The organism is Rouxiella aceris (assembly GCF_012933545.1).
In the GTDB taxonomy this organism is placed as follows: Bacteria; Pseudomonadota; Gammaproteobacteria; order Enterobacterales; family Enterobacteriaceae; genus Rouxiella; species Rouxiella aceris.
In genome coordinates this window covers 398,592-419,101 of the sequence record NZ_JAADJU010000001.1, presented here as the reverse complement: position 1 = coordinate 419,101, position 20,510 = coordinate 398,592, and the positions used below count along the sequence as shown (strand labels likewise).

Sequence of the window (20,510 nt, the reverse complement as noted above, 5' to 3'; positions counted from 1 at the left end):
ACTTATGCCGTATTGTTGAGGCTTTTAAGTATCTATTTAAAGAATATTCTTTGCTGTGGCAGAATTCACCAAGCGGTTCTGGTTTATATCAGGACGATATAAAGAGATTTCTTATCGAGTTTTTTTCTGGGTGTCAGGTTATACTCATGTTTGTATTTACTGTGGTGGCTTTAATTTCATTTTGATAATAATTAATGAAATTAAAATAAATTGAGAAAGCTCTATCATCGCTCCAGAAAAGTAAATGGATGGCAGTAAAGAGTTATTTGCAGAGGCTAGCCCAATTATACAATTCGGTGACCGACTCAGCGATCACCGTTGCTCCCATGGCCGTTATACACACAAGGCTATCATCGCACCTTGCGTATTCAGCTCTGTATGCTTTTTCTAATCATATCGAGAACTTGCAAATTCATAATACTCTCGTCCAGTGATAACAAAGGCGATGATGGATTAAGCACTGCATCGGAAAAATGGGTGATTTCCGCCTTATAGCGATCGGATGCTGCCACGGGAATGGCGCGCACGCCTTCCGCCTGGTGTAAATAGACTTCACCGGCATCATCCAGGAAGGTGTTATCGATTTGCAACATCCCCTTGGTTCCGATAATTTCCGCGTAAATTCGCGAAAACGCATTAAATCCACAGTGAATATTGGCAATCAAGCCGTCATCGTACTGCAATAGCGCCGAGAGATTGGTATCGACACCGCCATGGGTTTCCTCCAGCGCTTTGCAACGTAGCGGCAGACGGCCGGTGACCATACCGACAAAATTTATCGGATAACAGCCGACATCATAAAGTGCACCGCCACCCAATTCCGGTTTTGCTTTGATGGTATTTTCCCGATCCAGCAAAAAGCGGAACGAAGCATTGATATGACGAAGTTCGCCCAGCACGCCGCTATCGAGTATCTCTTTTACTACCCGCGTGCGGTCGGTATAGCGATACATAACCGCTTCCATCAAGTGTCGCTGCTGCTTTTTACTGGCCTGCTGCATCGCCTGTGCTTCCTCGGCGTTTAAGCCCAGGGGTTTTTCACATAAAACATGCTTGCCGGCGTTCAACGCCTTAATCACCCACTCTTTATGCAAGGAGTTAGGCAACGGAATATAGACCGCCTGAATATCATCGTCGGCCAGCAAGGCCTCGTAATTGTTATAGGTTTTTTCCCACTGATCTGTGGGCAAGTCAGCGGCATTGCGCGAGGCCACGGCCAGCAGGCGGGCATTAGCCGCTCGGCCTATCGCCGGAATAACGGAAAGTCTTGCTATGCGGGCATAACCAAGCACGCCCCAATTTACGATATCGGCCATCTCATTTCCCTCACATGCTTAATTGTAATTGATTGTTAAATGACTACTTTATGACGAGTTTTAGCCGCGCCGTGTCTGATGCTGGCACCGAGTCTAATGCCGTTATAAGCTCCTATAACGGGCTTACAACTGGCGCTATCGTTTGGTAACTATCGGATTTGCGGGCAAATTTGCATGGCGTCAGCCAGCCCGGCGCAAAATGGGAATGTTTAGGGTTAATAGTGTATGCGCCGGGCTTTGATTTTGCACCGGGCATCTTTGCGTGACAGCCACCTGTCTATGTTCAACGATGGCTACATGGTGGCATGGGGACGGTAAAATCTTATTTCTTACCGGTTTTTTCCTCAGAGAAACGTGCGGTAATGGCATCGCGCTCATAACCCTGCGGTTCAGTCAGAATGTGATACAAATCCGGGCGTCGCCCGTAGATCCAACGACGGCCAGTGCTGAGTGGAATGAGTGACAGATCAAGCTCGGCAGTAACCATCGCATCAGCCGCTGCGTCGGTTTCTTCGATAATAAAACCATAAGGATTAAGGATCATGGCGTTACCTGTGCGGACTTCATCATCGTCAGCGCCGACGCCGTTGCTGAAAAGTATAAAAATACCATTGTCATGGGCGCGAGAGGGAAGCCAGCGCATCAACCATTCCCGGCCATTGACGCCGCGGAAAGCTGCGGTGATCTCCTCTTTTCGTTCCACTCGTTGCTCCCACAAGGCGAGCGGGATCGGTTTCATACCGTACGGACTGCGTGAGTGGGTGCCACCGGTTTGGTGCGGTGCTATTAGTATGTCGGCACCCAGCAAGGTGGTTGCGCGGACGTTTTCCACCAGATTGTTGTCCCAACAGATCAGTATTCCTGCTTTAACGCCCCAGGGGGTGTCAAACACGGTATAGCTGTCGCCGCTGCTTATCGCCTGGTGTTCAAAAGCATGCAATTTACGATGAGTATGAAAATCACCATCCGGCATGCAGGCCACATAGGCATTATAAAGATGACCATTCTCAGCGCGCTCAATCAAACCCACGCAGATCATCATCTGATGCTTCGCCGCCAGCGAGCGCACCAATGCTAGCGAAGGACTACTGGCCAGGGGTTCTGCCAGTGCGGCAACCTGTTCGGCAGGCAGTTTTGGCACATGCCAATAACCAGTGATGCACATTTCCGGAAAGGCCAAGATCTGTACTCCTTGCAGGGCAGCCTGTTCAATAAATTTCTCAATCACCAGCAGATTATATTTTTTATTACCGGCCTGATGCTGAAACTGAACAACAGCGGCTTTAATTGGCAACGGTTTACTCATCAAATTTCTCCACAGCTAAAGTTGGGGGCGAGACAGTGTTGGTATTACAGCAATCTCGCTGATAACTTTATAATGAATTGTTTTTTAATCATGATTACCAAATGGAATGTAATAGATGAACCTGAAGCTGCTGAAAGCCTTTGTCGTGTTGGCGGAGAAGGGCAATTATTTGCAAGCGGCACTGGCCCTGTCGATGACGCAACCGGCGCTGACCAAACAGATTAACTTGCTGGAGTCATTGCTAAATACGCCACTGTTTATTCGTGGCCGCCATGGAAGCCAGTTGACGATGGGGGGGCAGCGACTGCTGCCTGAAGCGATAAAGGTGCTGAAGCAGGCCGACAGTTTCTTGCAACATGCTAAGCAGATTGCCAGGGGAGAGGAAGGGCGGATCAACATCGGGTTTGGCCTGTCCAGCTTCTATTTTGCCCCGCAATGCATCGCCAGATTTCGGCGGTTATACCCGGCAATTGAGGTGAGTCTGGAGGATATTCCGTCAACCAGACAGTACGATTTGTTGGAGAATGGATCACTGCAAGTTGGTTTTGTCCGGGTTCCGGCGAAAGCTCCGTTGTATTATCAGGCGTTATTCAAAGACCATTTAATTATGGTGACACCCGCAGATTACGGTTGCACTGTGGAAACCTGGTTAAAGCGCCTGCCGCTGTTACGCCTGTATAACGAGCGTGGCCGGGGACTGAATGCGCAAACCGATATGTACCTGCAATCTGCTCAGCTTTTTCCGTCGTCAACGCAGGAGGCGGGGGATATTCAAACCCTTCTCGCACTGGTGATTGCCGGTATTGGCGTGGCAATTCTGCCGCACAGCATTATGCATATTGCCCCGGCGAGCATTAATCAGATCCCGTTAACCGGACGTTATGTGAGCTGGGATGTCGGCATTGCCTGGGATGATCGTTATGCGGATTTAATTCGCGATAACTTTATCGCTATGGTGGGAAATACCGACGCATCTATGCCCACGTAGTAATGGATATCACTCCCGGGGCGGCATGGCACCCCGAGAGTTTTTATTGCCGCTTAGTGAGGACGATATTGATTGAGGGTAGTTTCTATCGCGCTAGCAATACGGTCCTGGTCCAATGGGAAAGGAAGCCGGGCGATCACCGATGGCGCAATATGGATACGTTGCGCAATCTGTTGCCCAAGATTGGCCGATGGCACATTGCCCTGGTAGCTCAAGCTCAGTGGTGAGCCAAATATCTTCAATAATGGCAACAACTCTTCACGGGTTTGCGCATGGTCAGACTCCAGTAACGCCTGTACCGCCAGGCCAAACCCCACTTTTTCACCATGCAGCCAGTGATGCAGTTCCTCAATATGGGTCATGCTGTTGTGAATGGCGTGTGCAATGCCAACCCGCGGGATTTCATCACGCATGCTGTTTGCCAAGCCGGCAAGGGCAATCACCGCATCGATAACCTGGCGCAGCGCTGGCGTGACCTCTGCGTTCTGGTTGTCTTTAACCGCTTGTTGTCCCTGGCTGATAAAGGTATCCAACGCCAGTCTGGCCGGTTGTGCTTTCAATAACAACGAGAGTCCCTGGTCACCCTGGCGCAAATAGGGCTGGAATTCATACCATTTTGCCAGCGCATCGACGATACCGGCTTGCAGGTAGCGACTGTCGCTTTGAGCAATAACCTGGCTGTCCACCAGTACCCAAACCGGCAGGCGTTGCAATGTCAGCGGGCCAATTTGTCCGCCATGGTCATTATAGATCACGCTAATTGGCGACCAGGCGGCACAGGTAGCGGCAATGGTCGGCAGGTTAATCACCGGCAACTGCTGTAGCTTTTCCCCAGCAGCTTTGGCGGCATCCATTACTCTGCCACCGCCGATGCCGAGGATCAGCTGTGCGCCATAAAGGCTTGCCTGTTGTGCAATGGCATTGACGGCGCTTTCACTGCAAGGACCCGACAAAAAGCTCAGTTGAAAGCCGATACCCTGTTCTTGCAAGCTGTACTCGACCTGATCCCGGGTCGCTTTCCATGCACTGGGGCTGGTAACGATCAACACTTGCTGTGCCAGGGGCGCAATATATTCCCCCACTTTGGCGGTCACCCCGTCAAGATTGAGATATCTTTGCGGCACTTTAATTTCGAGCATAATAATCTTTCCTCTTTGGGGCTTAGCGTTGCATACCCCAGCGTTTCACGGTGAGTTTTTCCACGCTGGCAAATACCAGCCCTTCAACCAATAAACCAATGATGATCACTGAAATCAGCCCGGCAAATACCCGGTCGGTATACAGCTCATTACGGTTTTGAAAGATGTACCAGCCTAGTCCACCTTTGCCGCTGGAGGCACCAAATACCAGTTCAGCGGCAATCAGGGTACGCCAGGCAAAGGCCCAGCCATTTTTCAAGCCGGAGATAATGGCGGGCAGCGCAGCCGGGATCAGTAGATAGATCACATAGCGTATGCCCTTCAGGCCATAATTACGCCCGGTCATGCGCAGGGTCTCCGATACCCCAAGGAAGCCGCTGTATGTGCTGAGTGCCATCGGCCAGAGTACGGCGTGCACCAATACAAAGATTAGACTGCTGTTACCCAGACCAAACCACAGTAATGCCACAGGTAATAAGGCAATGGCCGGCAAGGGGTTGAGCATAGCGGTCAGGCTACTGAGTAAATCGCGCCCTAACTGAGTGGCGGCGGCGAAGGCACTGAGCACCAGGGCCAGCAGGCTGCCAATCAGATACCCTCTGAGCAGGGTACTTAGCGAAATGGCAATTTTGGCCGGCAAGGTGCCGTTAAACATATCTTCGATAAAGGCATGGCCGGTTTGCCAGAGGCTCGGCAACATCAGGTCATTGTTTTCCCACATTGCCCCGGCTTGCCATAACAGCAGCAGTACCAAAATGATCACGCTTTTACGTAACCAGGTCTGGTTCCATAATCGCTGGATCAAGGGTAATGGGTGGGCCACCGCCATCGCGGGCAGCGGCTCCAGTTCACGCTGATATTCTGCTCGGACGGGCGGTTGTCTGTTCATCTTGATGACCTTGTGGAGATCTATTGAGCGCCGCTTGTTGTCCGGGGAACAGCAGCTGGTGGATATGCTGAGCGCTGGCCTGGAAGGCGTTACTGCCGTAATCGTTCAGCGTAAATTGGTGGCTATTGATTTCTGCCCGTACTCGCCCCGGGTGCGGTGAAAGCAGCAGAATACGGTTGCCCACCACCAGCGCCTCTTCAATAGAGTGTGTGACAAACAGCAGGGTAAAACCCACGTCATCCCATAACGCCAGCAGCTCTTCCTGCATTTTTTGCCGGGTGAGGGCATCCAGAGCGGCGAATGGCTCATCCATCAGCAGAATTTTGGGTTGCATTGCCAGGGCGCGGGCAATGGCTACCCGTTGTTTCATACCACCGGATAGCGTGTGCGGATAGGCATCGGCAAAGGCGGATAACCCGACTTTATGCAAAAAATGGCGGGCCCGTTCGCGCGCTTCTTTTGGCGGAAATTTTTTACTGGCCAGTAGAGGGAACAGGGTATTGTCCAGCACCGTTTTCCACGGCAGCAACTGATCAAACTCCTGAAACACCATCATACGTTCCGGACCCGGTTTACGGATCAGTTCACCATCCAGTCGCAGCGTGCCCTGGCTGGGCGATAAAAACCCGCCAATGGCTTTCAGCAGGCTGGATTTGCCACAGCCTGACGGCCCTAACAAAATAAAACGATCGCCTGGATAGACGTCAAAGCTCACATCATAAGTAGCCTGGATATGGTGTTTTTGGGTTTTGTATTCCAGCCCGACACCAGAAACTTGCAATAACGGCTGCGTTGGCGTGTTGTCTGTGACGATAAGCATAAAGTGCCTGCCTTAGTAGAGTGTCCTGCTGCCGCCATGACGGCAACAGGCTAAAATTGCGGGTTGCTGGTCTCAGGGCCCTTAGCTGCCGGGCTGGTTGTAGGCTTCCGGGAAGAAATAGTCTTTCCAGGAGTGGGCCTGGGTTTTTAATACCCCTAACTGATAAAGCTTTTCGGCATAGACAAAGGTGCGTTCTGGGGCAATGGTAAAGTCGATTTCCGGATCGCTGATGATTTTTTGCACCAGCTCGGTCGACAGATGAGAGTCTTCGCTGCGCAGATAGATCTCAGCTGCCAGCTTCTTGTTGTTTTTGACCAATTGCGAGGCTTCGGCCAGTGCGTCGTAGAATGCCTGGTAGGTTTTCGGATTGTCATTATGGAATTTTTCGGTGGCGTACAGCACATTGAAGGTTGCCTGACCACCGAGAACATCATAAGAACTAAGGATTTTATGTACATTGGCATGTTCCAGTGCCTGATACTGGAACGGCGGGCTGGAGAAGTGCGCAGAAATTTCCGAGCCGCCGGCAATCAGCGCCGCGCTGGCATCGGGATGCGGCAGACTGATGGTGATATTGTCAAAATGGCGGTAATCCTTGTCGCCAAAACGCTCGGCGCTGGCAATTTGCAGGGTGCGCGACTGAAAGCCGACACCGGCAGCGGGTACGGCAATGCGATCTTTATCGCTCAGATCGGCAATGGTTTTTACTGCCGGGTTATTGCTTAATAAATAGTTCGGCATTGAGCCCAGCGAGGCAATGGCTTTGATATTTTGTTTGCCATTGGTGCGATCCCATACGGTAAGCATTGGCGGCACCCCTGCTGAGGCCACGTCCAGAGCACCGGAAATCAAGGCTTCATTAATGGCGGTGGCACCGGAAAGGGTACGCCAGTCAACGTTGATATCGACACCCAGCGCTTTGCCGTGTTTTTCGATCAGATGCTGGTCACGCACCACGTCCAGCAATAAATAGCCAATGCCAAATTGTTGCGCTATGCGTAATGTGCCTTCTGCCTGTGCGCCAAGTGGCGCCAATCCCAATCCAACAAGTGTAAAGGCGGCCACTGCGGTTTTAAGTTTATTATGTTTTGCAGAGTAATTCATTTGACCCTCGCCGTAATTAAATCAAAAGAGTAATAACCAAGCTACTGGCAGAAAGCGTGAGGATGGCATATTTTTTAATGGATGACTTATCCTAGGGTTGAGGGTTTTTATTTATAAGGTGTTTTTTGCTATAAGCTATAACTTATCGATGCCTGTTGTTGTAGTGGATTGTTATCTAATGATTTTTTATGTTTTAAATGGCGTTATCATATCTATGGATAAGCTTAGCGATAATTTAAGTATCTTCCCTGTGATTGATTCTGCCTGACTTGGCTTTGAAAATTCCCTTGCCACTTATTTTTAATATCTGTTTTTCGCATATCAATATCTGTATTTGATATGTTATCGGTACTTTTGCTGGCGTTATAGTAATTTCACATCGTTATACAGGAAGTTATTATGCCAGTTTTCAGTCACAGTTATTTACGTGAATACCTGCGCGACCGTTTAACGGACATTCACGTTGCCGCAGATATTGCCAGTGAAGTGGCGAATAATCTGGTGGAAGCCAGCCTTAAAGGCCATGACTCGCACGGGGTCAGCATGCTGCCACGTTATGTTGCAGCCATAGCCGAAGGTGATTTACATCCTGGGGCGCGTGGGGTTAAAACCGCGGATTTTGGGGCGTTGCTTGCATTTGATGGCCAGCAGGGATTTGGTCAGGTGGTCGGGCGAGAAGTAATGACACAAGGCATTGAGCGCGTCCGCGAGACGGGCGTGGCAGTGATCAGCCTGGCCAACTCCCATCATCTGGGGCGCATTGGTGCCTGGGCCGAGCAGGCCGCTGACGCTGGTCTGGTGTCCTTGCATTTTGCCAATGTCAATAATAGCCGCCCCAATGTCTTGCCCTGGCAGGGGGTAGCCGCACGTCTTGGCACCAACCCGTTTTGCGCTGGTATTCCGGTCGAAGGCAGCCAGCCGATTATCCTCGATTTTGCCACCAGCACCATTGCCGGTAATAAGGCACGTATTGCCTGGAATGCCGGCAAGGCCTTACCGCCAGGTTGTGCAGTAGATAATGAAGGGCAACCGACCACCGATCCGCGTTGGTTAATGACCTCGCCGTTCGGTGCTTTATTGGCCTTTGGCGAGCATAAAGGTGCCGGGTTATCCCTGGTCTGTTCATTATTGGGTGCCGCCTTAACCGGGGGTAAGACCGAACGCCAGTTAGAGCCTGGCAAGCGTATCGTCAACAGCATGTTGTCCATATTAATTGACCCACAGCGGTTGGGGGGCGCCAGCAGTTATCAGGCGGAGATCCCCGAGTTGCTGAAGTGGGTGAAAAGCTCCGCCAGCGATAATCAAATATTACTGCCGGGCGAAAAAGCCCAGAAGGCTTACCAGCAGCGTTGGCAGCACGGCATTGAAGTTGATGAAGTCAGCTGGCAGCAGTTGGCTGAATTACAAAAACTGTCGGTGCTGTAGGCCGGATTTTAAACCCATTATTATCCGCTGATAATTCAGCGGTTGTTCATTTATCGCGGGAAGCCTGTTTATTTCCCGGGAATGGCTTAATCGAAGAATAATTAATTAAGGATTTATTATGCATTTAGCACGTTTCCCCCGTTTATCTTTAGGGCATTTTCCGACGCCATTGGAACCATTAACCAATTTGAGCCGTTATTTGGGCGGCCCGAATTTATATATCAAACGTGATGATTGCACCGGTCTGGCAACCGGTGGCAATAAAACCCGCAAACTGGAATTTTTGCTGGCGGATGCCTTGCAACTTGGCGCTGAGGTGATTATCACCCAGGGTGCCACACAGTCTAACCATGTGCGGCAAACCATTGCCGCCGCCGCGAAAATTGGCCTGAAAACCCAGGTATTGCTGGAACAGCGGGTTGCAGATAGCGGTGATGATTACCAGCTCTCAGGCAATGTGTTACTGGATAATCTGTTGGGCGGCACCATTGTCGAACAGTTACCGGCCGGTACAGATATGGCTTTGGCTATGGAGAAGTTGGCAGACAAACTGCGCGGCGAGGGGCATAAACCTTATATTATTCCTGGCGGTGGTTCCAACCCGATTGGTGCTCTGGGTTATGTTGCCTGTGCCGAAGAACTGCTGTATCAGTCGAGCCAGCAGCGTTTGCGCATTGACCATATTGTGCATGCCACCGGCAGTACCGGTACGCAAGCCGGGCTGGTGGCCGGTCTGACTGCCACCAACAGCGGTATTCCGCTATTGGGTATCAGCGTGCGTGCCCCAAGAGAAAAACAGGAACAAAATGTTTATGCCCTGGCCCAACGCACCCGCGATTTATTGGGCGTACCGGGCGAACTTCCGCACAGCGCCATTGTGGTCAACAGTGATTATGTTGGCGATGGCTACGGCTTGCCAACGGCCGGTATGCTGGAGGCAGTAACCTTGCTGGCGCAGCTGGAAGGGATCTTGCTTGATCCGGTGTACTCCGGCAAAGGCATGGCCGGGTTGATCGATTTGGTGCGCAAGGGGCATTTTGGCAAAGACGACAATGTGGTGTTTATTCACACCGGTGGTTCTGCCGGATTGTTTGGCTATCGCCCGGTATTACAGCAAGCCGTAAAACATGGCTGAAACCCTGTTATTGGGCGTTATTGGCGGCATGGGACCGCTGGCGACCCTGGATTTATTACAAAAAATCCTCGCCAGCACGCCCGCGCAACGTGACCAGGATCATCTGCCGGTGGTGACCTGGAATGTGCCACAAATTGCCGATCGGCAAAAAGCGCTGGCGGGAACCGGCGAGTCGCCGCTGCCGCAGTTACTGCATGCCGTCGAGCAGCTTAATCGTCTCGCGGTCAGTCATATCGTCATGCCCTGTAATACGGCGCATCACTGGTATGCACCACTGGCTGCCGCCAGTCGGGCGCCTATCTTGCATATCGCGCAGGTGACGGTGGAACAGGTGGCGCGTTTATCACCTCGCCCCGCACGCGTGGGGCTGATTGCTACCCAGGGCACGCTGGCGGCGGGGTGGTATCAGCAGCGTCTGGCTGAGTTGGGTATCGACTCCCTATTGCCTGATGAGCAGGAGATGCAGCAATGGTTTGTACCAGGCTGCTATGCGGTAAAACGCGGTGAGTTACAGACGGCGGGCAGGTTATTGCAACAGTTGGCCAATGCTCTGCTGGCTCGCGGTGCCGAGCGTTTAATCCTCGCTTGTACCGAAGTGCCTGTGGCGCTGGCGGCTATCAAGTCGCCAGCGCAGTTATTGTCGATCGATCCCACCGCGGTGTTGGCGCAGACCTGTGTCAGCTTGTGGCAAAACAGCGGACATCAGTTTGCAGATGGCTTTATGCAGCAAACAACGCTTTGAGCATTCGGCTTATTTACCCTGACTATTCGCCGGTTGCGAAGGCATAGCCTTCATCTTCCCAGCCGGTGATCCCGCCAATCATCACCTTGACCGGTCGGCCAAGCTCTGCCAGCTTTAATGCTGCACGTTCGGCGCCGTTACAGTGCGGACCCGCGCAGTACACCACGAACAGTTGATCTTTTGGCCATTGTGACATGCGCTGTTCGGTCATTTCCCGATGCGGCAGATGCAATGCCCCGGGGATATGCCGTTGCCGGAAAGCCTGCGGCTGGCCGACCACCTGTAACAGGACAAAATCCATCTCATTGGCGTTCATGGCGGCGTGCACATCGGCACAGTCGGTTTCCAGCGTCAGGCGTTTGGCAAACCAGACGCGGGCATCCTCTGGTGAAGCTGCTTTTATTTCAGATACATAGCTCATGTTATTCTCCTGTGGGTCAGGCTTTATAGTAAGCCCGGCACAGCTTTCGCTGGAAGATGGCACTAATGACATATAACATCTGAATCATGCCAAAATTATTCCCTGATAATCTTTCTGTTGTCGCACTGGCCTATGACGGTCTTTGCACTTTTGAATTCAGCATTGCCGTTGAAGTGTTTGGCCTGCGCCGACCTGAGATGGGCGATAACTGGTATCAGTTTGCCGTGGCCAGCGTTGACCCCGGCGAGCTGCGAGCGAGTGGCGGTATTCGCGTACTGGTGGATGGCGGGCTGGAATTGCTGGAGCAGGCTGGCACCATTATTATCCCCGGCTGGACCCATATCGACAGACCCGCTCCGGATAACCTGATCTTGGCATTACAGGCAGCTCATGTTCGTGGTGCGCGCATTCTCTCTATATGTTCCGGCGCCTTTGTTCTGGCGCAGGCCGGACTATTGCGGGGCGGCCGCGCCACCACCCACTGGCGTTACAGCGAAATGCTGGCGGCGCGTTATCCGGATATCAGCGTGGTAGCCGATGTGCTCTATATTGATAATGGCCAGGTACTGACCGCCGCCGGTAGCGCTGCAGGTATCGATCTTTGCCTGCATCTGGTGAGGCGCGACTTTGGTGCCGCCAAAGCCAATATGGTCGCCCGTCGACTGGTGATCCCGCCCCATCGCGACGGCGGTCAGGCACAGTTCGTCGAACGGGCGGTGCCGAGTCAATACGAAAGTGCCCGACTTGGGCCATTGTTGGATCGTCTGCGGCGGGAGCTTCCCGCCGAGGCACCTATTGCCGCACTGGCCCAGTCAGTCGGCATGAGTACGCGCACCTTTTTGCGCCGTTTCAAGGATGCTACCGGTACCACTCCGGCGCGTTGGCTAATGGCCGAACGACTCAGCAAAGCCCGTGGTCTGTTGGAAGAGAGCAGCTTGACCATTATGCGCATTGCCGAGGTGTCTGGTTTTGGCAGTACCACCAACTTCCGTCTCTATTTCCGCCGTCAGTTCGCCACCACCCCGGCGCAATATCGTGCCCGCTTTGGCCAAAGTGAATAGCAGGTCGTATTAGACCTTGCTTTGCTCGCCGCTTATTCCTCCTTTCGATAATTTCTTGATTAAATTTAAATCAAATCTTCATTTTGGTTATAAGCCATAATTTTTAAGTCGTTTGCAATATTTAGCGACCTGACTAATATCGCTTAGCGATTAGTTTTATCAATAATAAATGAAAAATCATCATTTCAATTAATCAGCCGATTTCGCTGATATGACGGCAGATAACAGGCAACGAATGATAGTTTTACGCAACGTTTCTAAAGTATTCAACGCCAGTTCGGGTCCGGTAACTGCCGTTGAAGACGTCAGTTTTCAGGTAGAGCAAGGGCAGATTTACGGCATTATTGGTTATAGCGGTGCAGGGAAAAGTACCCTGATTCGTTTACTGAACGGTTTGGAAAAACCCACGTCCGGCAGCGTAACCATCGCCGGTCAGTGCATCACTGATGCCACTGGTGAACAGCTGCGCCGGGCACGGCTTAAAATCAGTATGGTGTTCCAGCATTTCAATTTGCTGTGGTCGCGGACCGTCAGCGAAAATATTGCCTTTCCCCTGCAAATTGCCGGTGCTTCGAAAGCGGTGATCAAGCAGCGAGTGCAGGAGTTGATTGGACTTGTTGGTCTGACCGGTAAAGAAGATACCTATCCGGCGCAACTTAGCGGCGGACAGAAGCAGCGCGTGGGGATTGCTCGTGCGCTGGCAAATAACCCGGATGTGCTGTTGTGTGATGAGGCCACTTCGGCGCTCGATCCGCAAACCACCGATTCAATTCTTGATCTGCTGCTGAGCATTAACCGCCAGCTACAGCTGACGATTGTGCTGATCACTCATGAGATGCATGTGGTGCGCAAAATCTGTCATCGCGTGGCGGTGATGGAAGCCGGGCGCATTGTGGAAGAGGGCGAAGTGCTGTCGGTATTTACTCATCCGCAACAGCCGATCACCCGTCAGTTTGTCAAACAGACGACCGAATACAGCAGCGCCAATACGCCGTTTAATCCGCAGTTGGTGGATGCCCAGGGCGGTTGCGTATTAAAGCTGACCTTTATTGGGGTCAGCACTCAGCAGCCGATCGTCGGCGAACTGACGCTGAAATATGCCCTGCCATTTAATATTTTGCATGGAAAAATGACGCAAACCACTCACGGAACCTTTGGCGAGCTGTGGTTACAGGTCGCGGCCAGCGACAGCCAGCTTGAGCGTATTTTGGCGGATTTACATCGCTATGACATTACCACCGAGGTGGTGACCCATGTTTGACACCCTGTTTCCTCATCTCAAGCTGGCACAGCTGTGGGCCGCCACCGGTGAAACTCTGTATATGACCGCGCTTTCCGGTGCTGCCACCTTTGTGCTGGGCATTGTGCTTGGGCTGGTGCTGTTCCTGACTGCTCGCGGCGGACTGTTTCAGAATCGCGCGGCATATTCGGTGATTTCGGTGCTGGTCAACGTGTTCCGTTCGATCCCGTTTATCATTTTGATTGTCTTGCTGATCCCGTTTACCAAAACGCTAATTGGCACCATTCTCGGCGCGAATGCCGCACTGCCAGCGCTGATCGTCGGTGCGGCACCTTTCTATGCCCGTCTGGTGGAAATTAGTCTGCGTGAAGTCGACAAAGGGGTGATTGAAGCCTCGCGGTCGATGGGCGCACGTATCAGTACTCTGATTTTTCGCGTGCTGCTGCCGGAGTCATCTCCGGCGCTGGTCTCCGGCATTACCGTCACGCTGATTGCGCTGGTCAGTTATAGCGCGATGGCGGGGGTGATTGGCGCAGGCGGTCTGGGAAACCTGGCCTATCTGGAGGGTTTTCAGCGCAACCACGGTGATGTCACCCTGGTTGCCACAGTAATGATCCTGGTGATTGTTTTTATCATCCAGTTCTTAGGTGATGCCCTCACTACTCGGCTCGACAAACGTTAACTTTTTTAGGAAAAATAAAATGAAAAAAACACTGACGCTGCTGATCGCGGCAACACTGAGCCTGAGTGCATGGGCTGATACGTTGACCGTTGGCGCTTCTAACGTGCCGCACGCCGAGATCCTCGAGCAGGCAAAGCCTATTCTGGCCAAGCAGGGTATCGATCTGGAGATCAAACCTTTCCAGGATTACATTCTGCCGAACACTGCGCTAGCCAGTCATGATATCGACGCCAACTATTTCCAGCACATTCCTTATTTGAAAAGCGTGCTGAAAGATCATGCCGACGATAAAAGTTATGACTTTGTCAGCGCCGGTGCCATCCATATTGAGCCAATTGGTATCTACTCGAAAAAGTACAAATCACTGAAAGACCTGCCAGAGAACGGTAAAGTGATTATGCGTGACGCTGTGGCTGAAGAAGGCCGTATCCTGTCGATTTTTGAGAAAGAAGGGGTGATCAAACTGAAACCTGGCGTGAGCAAGGTGGATGCACGCATTACCGATATCGTTTCCAACCCGAAACACCTGAACTTCCTGGCTAACGTTGAAGGTGCACTGCTGCCGCAGATGTACAACAACAATGAAGGGGATGCGGTAGTGATCAACGCCAACTACGCCATTGATGCCGGTCTCGACCCGGTAAAAGGCCCCATCGCGGTTGAAAGCGGCGAGAATAACCCCTATGCCAATATCATTACCGTTCACCGTGGTGATGAGAATAAGCCAGATATCGTCGCACTGGTAAAAGTTCTGCATTCGAAAGAGATCCAGGACTGGATCCGCACCAAATATAAAGGTGCTGTTATTCCGGTTAATAACTGATTTTAGTAAGGCCGGGCAACCGGCCTCAGACTGCTGACAAAGTCCGTTATTAGGGAGAGTGCACCGTTGGGGTCGTAGCGGGCTTGCCCGCCGGAGCGCCCCCAGGTGTGCTATGCCCGGGTATCTCGATCATCAAGACGACTTTGTCATCAAACTCAGGCCGGGCAACCGGCCTTTTTTATTGATTAACCCCTGAAACTAAAAAGTGTGGAGATTAACCGCTTACTGCAACTGCCACAGCGAGCCCGCTGCAGCCGGGTTCCAGTGTGCCATAGCCGGGTGCGCCTGCAGGCAGCGATATTTTTTACCCTGATAAGTCACGACTTCACCCACTTTATAGTTGACGCCCACTTTCCAGTCACCTTCTGCTGGGCCTGGTGTGACGACCTGCTCATCCTGGGTTTTGGCTTGGAGTGTGCTGCTGGCGCTGGATATCAGACCCTTGTCGCTTTCGGCAGTAACGTAGTAGGTGTAGGTTTTACCGGCGGCCAGTCCTGTATCCTGGAACTGAGTTGCGGTAACTGTTTTCACCTTGATGCCATCGCGCCATACCTGGTAGTGCTTAATCGTGGTGTTGCTCACCGCCTGCCATTTAATACTCAGGCTATTGCTGGTGGCCGACAACTGACTCAAACCGGTCGGCGCGTTGGGTTTTACCTGCTCCTGGGTCGATTCGATTTTAGCTTTTACTTCGTTGCTGGCCGCGGAGAGATTACCGGCGGCATCCCTGGCTTTTACAAAATAGCGGTATTCCACGCCAGCAAGTGCCGATGGATCCGTCCACTGAGTGCTGGTGGTGGTACTGTAATTGCTGCCATTACGGTGGATCTGGTAGCTGGTGACCGCAATATTATCCGTAGAAGCTTTCCAGTTCAGCGAGATGCTGCCCTTGTTGACTGTGGCTTGCAGTGCGGTTGGTGTGGTCGGTTTCACCAAATCTTCTGTACCAGCAGCTTCTTCAGCGGCTTCTTTCATATGGTTGATGTAATTCACCTGTTCGGCGAAAGGCATGCTTTGTGTATTGGAGCCGAGAGTCCAGACGAAAAAGCCGCCGTAGTTATTGCGTGCCTGCCATGCGGCGCGCTCAATGTTATTTTGATAATTTTCGACGAAGCTGCCTTCTGGTCCCCATTGCTGGTTAATCGTTGCCCCCAGCACGATTTTAGCTGGCGTACCCACGGCTCTCGCATAGTTGGCCATGGCGACATCGTATTTAAAACGTTTACCTGCGTCATAGGCCATCACGTTAAAGAAGTCGAAGACGTCTTTGCCATTTTTAAGCAGTGGCAGTACTTCACCGTGATGAGGAGAGCGAGAAGGTTCAATGTAGGAACAATCCTGAGTCACCGCAACATTGGCGCATTCAATCGGGTCTGCCCCGACGTGGTAGGTGGTCAGGCTGAGCAGTTTTTTAGTGGGCAACAAAGCAATTTTCTGACGGACGCGTTTAGCCAGATCCAGCAGATTGGCGTTTTCTTCCGCGGTGACACGAGCGCCTTTTTCAAAGTCAAAGTCGATACCGTCCAACTGGGTGGTTCCCACCTGCGTGTACTGATTCTGGCCATTGACTCTTTTATAAACCGGTAAGTTTTTCTGCAGCAACGCCACCAGGTTCTGGGCAATTTTTTCACGGTTTTCTGCGGTTTGCAGATAGCTCCATATTGATTCATAAGTCTGACCGCCAAAGGCCACCATAACCTTGTGTTGCGGATTATCGAACTTGAACTGTGTCCAGCTTAAATAGGCGGAAGAGATCCAGTAAGCGTCGGTGGGGGCCTCAATGATATTGTCAGAGATATGAATATCACCGTTGGCTTCCCATCGACCGAAGGATAACAACAGTGTATCGACTTTGGCGCGGGCTATTTCTTTTTCTGCCTGATTGTCCACACCCCATGAGGTCAAATAACTGATGGCTCGATTGTGTTCAGCGGCAAAAGTGGGGGGTACTAATAAGGCGCTGCCAATCAGCAGAGGTAAAATAAGTTTCTTCATAAAATATCCTTAATTAAAATCCCTTTGAACTACAAAATAAATAAATGAACGCCGGGTCAAGAAAAAATCGGAGTGTGAGCTAAAGTACTTTTTATTCTGGTCAGTAATTTGACGAGATATTGGTTTTTACTGACATAAGTAAATTCCTAAAAGCGCTATATGATTGCTTATTTTTTATATATTGCAATATAGGGTGAATACCTGAGTTTTGCATGATGGGGTAAAAAAGAGAATAGGGGGATGTTACTCGTTGCAATTAAGTGCTGGCGTTGTAAGGAAATTATTAATTACTGCCAATTCGTTCAATAAGGTTATTTTAATTTCTATTTTGTTTTTTATAAAATAAATATTATTTATTAATTTCTGATTACTCAATATCCGATATTTGCTCCTGGAAAATTATTCAGCCTTGTGGAGCGCGGATAACCAGGTTATCCGCACAAAGACTGAAATCAGGCAAAACCACCATTAACGCGGATCACCTGCGAGTTTATCCAGCTACCGTCCGGGCCGGCCAATGTGGCGACAACATTGGCGATTTCATCGGGGGTGCCAATACGTTCCAGCGGTGCCAGTTTGGCAATCGCGGCGATCTGTTCATCGCTCTTGCCGTTAAAGAACAGATCAGTCCCCGTTGGTCCTGGTGCGACGGCGTTGACCGTGATATTACGGCCACGGAGTTCATTGGCCAGTACGTGCACCAGCCCTTCGACGCCAGCTTTAGAGGCAATATAAGGACCGTAGGCCGGAAAGGATTTCGCGATCACGCTGGTGGAGAGCGCGATAATACGTCCATTGTCACTAACGGCTTCGCCAGCATGGGCCAAGACCAGAAAAGCGCCGCGCAGATTGGTATGGATCACCTTGTCAAAATCGGCAAGACCGGCCGGGGTGATTTTCGCCATCGGCATAATGCCGGCGCTATGCACCACCACGTCCAACTGACCGGTGATCGCTTTGGCTTGCAGAAACAGTCGGCTGACATCGGCTTCGCTGGCGACATCGGCCTGAATAGCCACAGCGTGGCCACCCTGGGCGATAATCTCCTGTATGGTCTCTTCTGCGCTGGCGGCATTGCCCGCGTAGTTAACGATAACCGTAAAGCCATCTTTTGCCAGACGCTGTGCAATAGCCCTGCCGATACCCCGGGATGCGCCAGTAACCAGAGCTGTTTTTGTTGCGTTGTTCATGTGTTTCTCCCGATGTGTTGTAGGGAACCCGTCAGTTAAGACGGGGTTCGACATTTATAATAGTGTTTATCCACCGAGGATAAAGGTCGATAATTTGATATGATAATTCCATTATTATTAATAATGACCGGGCGGTGTCACAGCTATGGATAAATTTGATACTTTGCAGTTGTTCACTCGCATTGTTGAACTGGGCAGTTTCAGCCAGGCGGCCGACCAGCTTGGCATTCCACGGGCCACCGCCAGTAATGCCATTAAACAACTGGAAAGCCATCTCGACAGTCGCTTGCTGGAACGAACCACGCGCCATGTGCGCACTTCTTTGGATGGTCAGGCATTCTATGAACGCTGTGTGCAGATCCTTTCCGAGTTGGACGATGCGGAATCTTCATTGCGGCATGTGGTCGCCAGACCGCGTGGCGTGCTGCGTGTTGATCTGCACGGTGTTCATGCCATGCATACTATTTTGCCGCAGATCGATGAATTTCATGCGCGCTATCCGGATATTGAGTTGGTGATCAGTAGCGGTGACCGGCTGGTAGATTTGGTGCGCGAAGGGATCGATTGCGTGGTTCGTGCCGGCAAATTGCATGACTCATCGTTGGTGGCGCGCCATCTGGCGGTGCTGCCGCAGGTCATTTGCGCCAGCCCCGAGTATCTGCGTCGACATGGCACGCCGCAACATCCTGACCAACTGGCGTCCCATCAGTGCGTAAATTTTTTCTCTACGGCAGGTGGCGTCAATTATCCGCTGGAGCTGATCGTCAATGGCAAAGTCCAGGCGTATCACCTTAAAAGCTGGATCACCGTCAATGACGCAGAAAACTACGTGATCTGCGCGCTGCGCGGCGGCGGCCTGGTGCAGTTACCGCGTTATCACCTGGAAAATGCATTGCGTGACGGGCAACTGGTTGAAGTACTCACTGAGTGGCAAAGTCCGGGGATGTCGGTATCTGCGCTATATCCGCATCATCGGCAGCTATCCCCGCGGGTGCGCGTTTTTATTGACTGGCTGATTAGCCTGTACCGCGTTCGTTTTCCCCCTCACCCAGACGTCTGATACTGATATTGGCGCAAAACGGCCCAGCCACTACGCCCTGCGTGCCGCCAGCGATTATTAGCAATGTGTGCCTATTGCCGCAGTGAAGGGTCGGGTTTGTGTAAGAACGTTAACCTGCCGTTCATCTCGTATTCAATATCAGTTATATTGTTGCCCCAGTCACAAAATAGACGATAGGAAAACGCCGCAATATGATTAATCGTTTCACCCTAATCGCGATCACCACAGCCCTGGCGCTGACCGGTTGCGCGAAGATTAGCACTGCTACCTCTACTGCCGCCGCAGCCTTAACCCCTGCCAAAACAGTCACCCAGGATTTCTCCCAAGGTCCGACGGTGGTTACCGTTACGCATGTTGCTGCCCGGGTTGATGACGGCGAGCCTATATTTGTTACTGTTGATGGTGCTGATGGCGGTATTTTGGCTACCGGACAGACTGTCGAATTGCACGTGGCTGCCGGTAAACACAAAATTGGCGGCTATGCGCGTTCGCTGATTGGTCGTGTCACTATTACCCCTGTTGAAGTGACCACTACCACAGATACCGAGCAGCATGTCAGCTATAAAGTGACCAAAGCGACGCCGACCTTTACCGTGCGCCCGGCAACGCCAGTGACTCCGCCGGTGGTGGCTCAGGCTCCAGCGCCGACCCCGGCACCTGCGACGTCAGTACCCGCAGTGCCAACCTCCATTACTACACCAGCAGCGACCACTACCACGCCAGCGACTACCACCACGCCAGCGACCACCACTACGCCAGCGACCACCACTACGCCAGCGACTACCACCACGCCAGCGACTACCACTACACCGGCGACTACCACTACACCGGCAACCACCACCACGCCGACAACCACCGATACACCAGCGACGACCACGCCAACGACCACCTCCGCCCAATAAACTCTCACTACAATCCCAGTCCATATATCTGATAAACAGATGAAACCGGGATTGTAGTGTTAGCCGTATTTCCTGTGGGTATACCAGTGAAAAATATTCACTGGTATAAAAAGACATGCAAGTTTAGCCTATGCCCTGCCTTATTGGGTTTTGTTAATGGTGTGCTTGGCGGTATTTTCTGGGGTAGTACCCTTAATGTGTTTGTACCCTGGTATCGGGGAAAGAGGGAAACGGTTGATATGTAATTTATAGTTTTTTAAATACAAAACTTT

The 20,510-nt window shown here is 51.6% G+C and carries 19 protein-coding genes; 10 read left to right on the top strand and 9 right to left on the bottom strand.

Going from position 1 to position 20,510, the window contains the following annotated elements:
* Window positions 1-368 precede the first annotated feature (368 nt).
* Together GW590_RS01860 and GW590_RS01855 are read right to left on the bottom strand one after the other, a co-directional pair.
* Window positions 369-1,316, bottom strand: coding sequence for a Gfo/Idh/MocA family protein (locus GW590_RS01860; protein ID WP_169401315.1), 948 nt, complete (start codon window positions 1,314-1,316; stop codon window positions 369-371).
* A gap of 322 nt (window positions 1,317-1,638) precedes the next feature.
* Window positions 1,639-2,622: a nitrilase family protein gene (locus GW590_RS01855; RefSeq protein WP_211186585.1), complete on the bottom strand. Its 984-nt coding sequence runs from the start codon at window positions 2,620-2,622 to the stop codon at window positions 1,639-1,641.
* 115 nt (window positions 2,623-2,737) lie between these two features.
* Here GW590_RS01855 and GW590_RS01850 point away from each other — a divergent pair, with 115 nt between their 5' ends.
* Window positions 2,738-3,610, top strand: coding sequence for a LysR family transcriptional regulator (locus GW590_RS01850; RefSeq protein WP_169401313.1), 873 nt, complete (start codon window positions 2,738-2,740; stop codon window positions 3,608-3,610).
* A gap of 53 nt (window positions 3,611-3,663) precedes the next feature.
* On the opposite strand, the gene GW590_RS01845 is transcribed toward GW590_RS01850, so the two are convergent.
* The 4 genes from GW590_RS01845 to GW590_RS01830 all read right to left on the bottom strand — a co-directional run bounded on the left by GW590_RS01845 (window position 3,664) and on the right by GW590_RS01830 (window position 7,562).
* Complete coding sequence (locus tag GW590_RS01845; protein ID WP_169401312.1) at window positions 3,664-4,749, bottom strand: iron-containing alcohol dehydrogenase family protein; 1,086 nt, start codon at window positions 4,747-4,749, stop codon at window positions 3,664-3,666.
* Window positions 4,750-4,771: 22 nt separating this feature from the next.
* Window positions 4,772-5,638, bottom strand: coding sequence for an ABC transporter permease (locus GW590_RS01840; RefSeq protein ID WP_169401311.1), 867 nt, complete (start codon window positions 5,636-5,638; stop codon window positions 4,772-4,774).
* Window positions 5,598-6,458, bottom strand: coding sequence for an ABC transporter ATP-binding protein (locus GW590_RS01835; protein WP_169401310.1), 861 nt, complete (start codon window positions 6,456-6,458; stop codon window positions 5,598-5,600). Before GW590_RS01835 ends, GW590_RS01840 begins: the two co-directional genes overlap by 41 nt.
* 81 nt (window positions 6,459-6,539) lie before the next feature.
* Window positions 6,540-7,562 carry an ABC transporter substrate-binding protein gene (locus GW590_RS01830; protein WP_169401309.1) on the bottom strand — a complete coding sequence of 341 codons (1,023 nt, stop codon included), beginning with the start codon at window positions 7,560-7,562 and terminating at the stop codon, window positions 6,540-6,542.
* A 399-nt stretch (window positions 7,563-7,961) separates the two neighbouring features.
* On the opposite strand from GW590_RS01830, the gene GW590_RS01825 reads away from it, so the two are divergent.
* The 3 genes from GW590_RS01825 to cuyB all read left to right on the top strand — a co-directional run bounded on the left by GW590_RS01825 (window position 7,962) and on the right by cuyB (window position 10,864).
* Window positions 7,962-8,987, top strand: a complete 1,026-nt coding sequence (locus GW590_RS01825; protein ID WP_169401308.1) for a malate/lactate/ureidoglycolate dehydrogenase — start codon at window positions 7,962-7,964, stop codon at window positions 8,985-8,987.
* Between the two features lie 118 nt (window positions 8,988-9,105).
* The gene (gene cuyA, locus GW590_RS01820) at window positions 9,106-10,122 is read left to right on the top strand and encodes a D-cysteate sulfo-lyase (RefSeq protein ID WP_169401307.1); all 1,017 of its coding nucleotides are present in this window, start codon (window positions 9,106-9,108) and stop codon (window positions 10,120-10,122) included.
* Window positions 10,115-10,864 carry a cysteate racemase gene (gene cuyB, locus GW590_RS01815; protein WP_169401306.1) on the top strand — a complete coding sequence of 250 codons (750 nt, stop codon included), beginning with the start codon at window positions 10,115-10,117 and terminating at the stop codon, window positions 10,862-10,864. Before cuyA ends, cuyB begins: the two co-directional genes overlap by 8 nt.
* Window positions 10,865-10,886: 22 nt before the next feature.
* On the opposite strand, the gene GW590_RS01810 is transcribed toward cuyB, so the two are convergent.
* Complete coding sequence (locus tag GW590_RS01810) at window positions 10,887-11,285, bottom strand: rhodanese-like domain-containing protein (RefSeq protein WP_169401305.1); 399 nt, start codon at window positions 11,283-11,285, stop codon at window positions 10,887-10,889.
* A gap of 86 nt (window positions 11,286-11,371) precedes the next feature.
* On the opposite strand from GW590_RS01810, the gene ftrA reads away from it, so the two are divergent.
* The 4 genes from ftrA to GW590_RS01790 all read left to right on the top strand — a co-directional run bounded on the left by ftrA (window position 11,372) and on the right by GW590_RS01790 (window position 15,091).
* Window positions 11,372-12,346: a transcriptional regulator FtrA gene (gene ftrA, locus GW590_RS01805; RefSeq protein ID WP_169401304.1), complete on the top strand. Its 975-nt coding sequence runs from the start codon at window positions 11,372-11,374 to the stop codon at window positions 12,344-12,346.
* A 235-nt stretch (window positions 12,347-12,581) separates the two neighbouring features.
* On the top strand, window positions 12,582-13,607 hold the full coding sequence (locus GW590_RS01800) for a methionine ABC transporter ATP-binding protein (protein ID WP_169401303.1): 1,026 nt from the start codon (window positions 12,582-12,584) through the stop codon (window positions 13,605-13,607).
* Window positions 13,600-14,268 (top strand): methionine ABC transporter permease, encoded by a 669-nt coding sequence (locus GW590_RS01795; RefSeq protein WP_169401302.1) that lies wholly within the window; start codon window positions 13,600-13,602, stop codon window positions 14,266-14,268. The genes GW590_RS01800 and GW590_RS01795 overlap by 8 nt, the downstream gene beginning before the upstream one ends.
* A 19-nt stretch (window positions 14,269-14,287) precedes the next feature.
* Complete coding sequence (locus GW590_RS01790; protein WP_169401301.1) at window positions 14,288-15,091, top strand: MetQ/NlpA family ABC transporter substrate-binding protein; 804 nt, start codon at window positions 14,288-14,290, stop codon at window positions 15,089-15,091.
* Between the two features lie 222 nt (window positions 15,092-15,313).
* On the opposite strand, the gene GW590_RS01785 is transcribed toward GW590_RS01790, so the two are convergent.
* Complete coding sequence (locus tag GW590_RS01785; RefSeq protein ID WP_169401300.1) at window positions 15,314-17,086, bottom strand: carbohydrate-binding protein; 1,773 nt, start codon at window positions 17,084-17,086, stop codon at window positions 15,314-15,316.
* 452 nt (window positions 17,087-17,538) lie between these two features.
* On the bottom strand, window positions 17,539-18,276 hold the full coding sequence (locus GW590_RS01780; RefSeq protein ID WP_169401299.1) for an SDR family oxidoreductase: 738 nt from the start codon (window positions 18,274-18,276) through the stop codon (window positions 17,539-17,541).
* Between the two features lie 145 nt (window positions 18,277-18,421).
* On the opposite strand from GW590_RS01780, the gene GW590_RS01775 reads away from it, so the two are divergent.
* Both GW590_RS01775 and GW590_RS01770 read left to right on the top strand, forming a co-directional pair.
* Entirely contained in the window at window positions 18,422-19,336 is a 915-nt protein-coding gene (locus tag GW590_RS01775) for a LysR family transcriptional regulator (protein WP_169401298.1), read from the top strand.
* Between the two features lie 191 nt (window positions 19,337-19,527).
* Complete coding sequence (locus GW590_RS01770) at window positions 19,528-20,238, top strand: hypothetical protein (protein ID WP_169401297.1); 711 nt, start codon at window positions 19,528-19,530, stop codon at window positions 20,236-20,238.
* Window positions 20,239-20,510 lie beyond the last annotated feature (272 nt).

Excerpts from the sequence above, each read along its gene's own strand:
- GW590_RS01860 (WP_169401315.1), bottom strand. The coding sequence starts at position 1,316 with ATGGCCGATATCGTAAATTGGGGCGTGCTTGGTTATGCCCGCATAGCA.
- GW590_RS01855 (WP_211186585.1), bottom strand. The coding sequence starts at position 2,622 with ATGAGTAAACCGTTGCCAATTAAAGCCGCTGTTGTTCAGTTTCAGCAT.
- GW590_RS01850 (WP_169401313.1), top strand. The coding sequence starts at position 2,738 with ATGAACCTGAAGCTGCTGAAAGCCTTTGTCGTGTTGGCGGAGAAGGGC.
- GW590_RS01845 (WP_169401312.1), bottom strand. The coding sequence starts at position 4,749 with ATGCTCGAAATTAAAGTGCCGCAAAGATATCTCAATCTTGACGGGGTG.
- GW590_RS01840 (WP_169401311.1), bottom strand. The coding sequence starts at position 5,638 with ATGAACAGACAACCGCCCGTCCGAGCAGAATATCAGCGTGAACTGGAG.
- GW590_RS01835 (WP_169401310.1), bottom strand. The coding sequence starts at position 6,458 with ATGCTTATCGTCACAGACAACACGCCAACGCAGCCGTTATTGCAAGTT.
- GW590_RS01830 (WP_169401309.1), bottom strand. The coding sequence starts at position 7,562 with ATGAATTACTCTGCAAAACATAATAAACTTAAAACCGCAGTGGCCGCC.
- GW590_RS01825 (WP_169401308.1), top strand. The coding sequence starts at position 7,962 with ATGCCAGTTTTCAGTCACAGTTATTTACGTGAATACCTGCGCGACCGT.
- cuyA (WP_169401307.1), top strand. The coding sequence starts at position 9,106 with ATGCATTTAGCACGTTTCCCCCGTTTATCTTTAGGGCATTTTCCGACG.
- cuyB (WP_169401306.1), top strand. The coding sequence starts at position 10,115 with ATGGCTGAAACCCTGTTATTGGGCGTTATTGGCGGCATGGGACCGCTG.
- GW590_RS01810 (WP_169401305.1), bottom strand. The coding sequence starts at position 11,285 with ATGAGCTATGTATCTGAAATAAAAGCAGCTTCACCAGAGGATGCCCGC.
- ftrA (WP_169401304.1), top strand. The coding sequence starts at position 11,372 with ATGCCAAAATTATTCCCTGATAATCTTTCTGTTGTCGCACTGGCCTAT.
- GW590_RS01800 (WP_169401303.1), top strand. The coding sequence starts at position 12,582 with ATGATAGTTTTACGCAACGTTTCTAAAGTATTCAACGCCAGTTCGGGT.
- GW590_RS01795 (WP_169401302.1), top strand. The coding sequence starts at position 13,600 with ATGTTTGACACCCTGTTTCCTCATCTCAAGCTGGCACAGCTGTGGGCC.
- GW590_RS01790 (WP_169401301.1), top strand. The coding sequence starts at position 14,288 with ATGAAAAAAACACTGACGCTGCTGATCGCGGCAACACTGAGCCTGAGT.
- GW590_RS01785 (WP_169401300.1), bottom strand. The coding sequence starts at position 17,086 with ATGAAGAAACTTATTTTACCTCTGCTGATTGGCAGCGCCTTATTAGTA.
- GW590_RS01780 (WP_169401299.1), bottom strand. The coding sequence starts at position 18,276 with ATGAACAACGCAACAAAAACAGCTCTGGTTACTGGCGCATCCCGGGGT.
- GW590_RS01775 (WP_169401298.1), top strand. The coding sequence starts at position 18,422 with ATGGATAAATTTGATACTTTGCAGTTGTTCACTCGCATTGTTGAACTG.
- GW590_RS01770 (WP_169401297.1), top strand. The coding sequence starts at position 19,528 with ATGATTAATCGTTTCACCCTAATCGCGATCACCACAGCCCTGGCGCTG.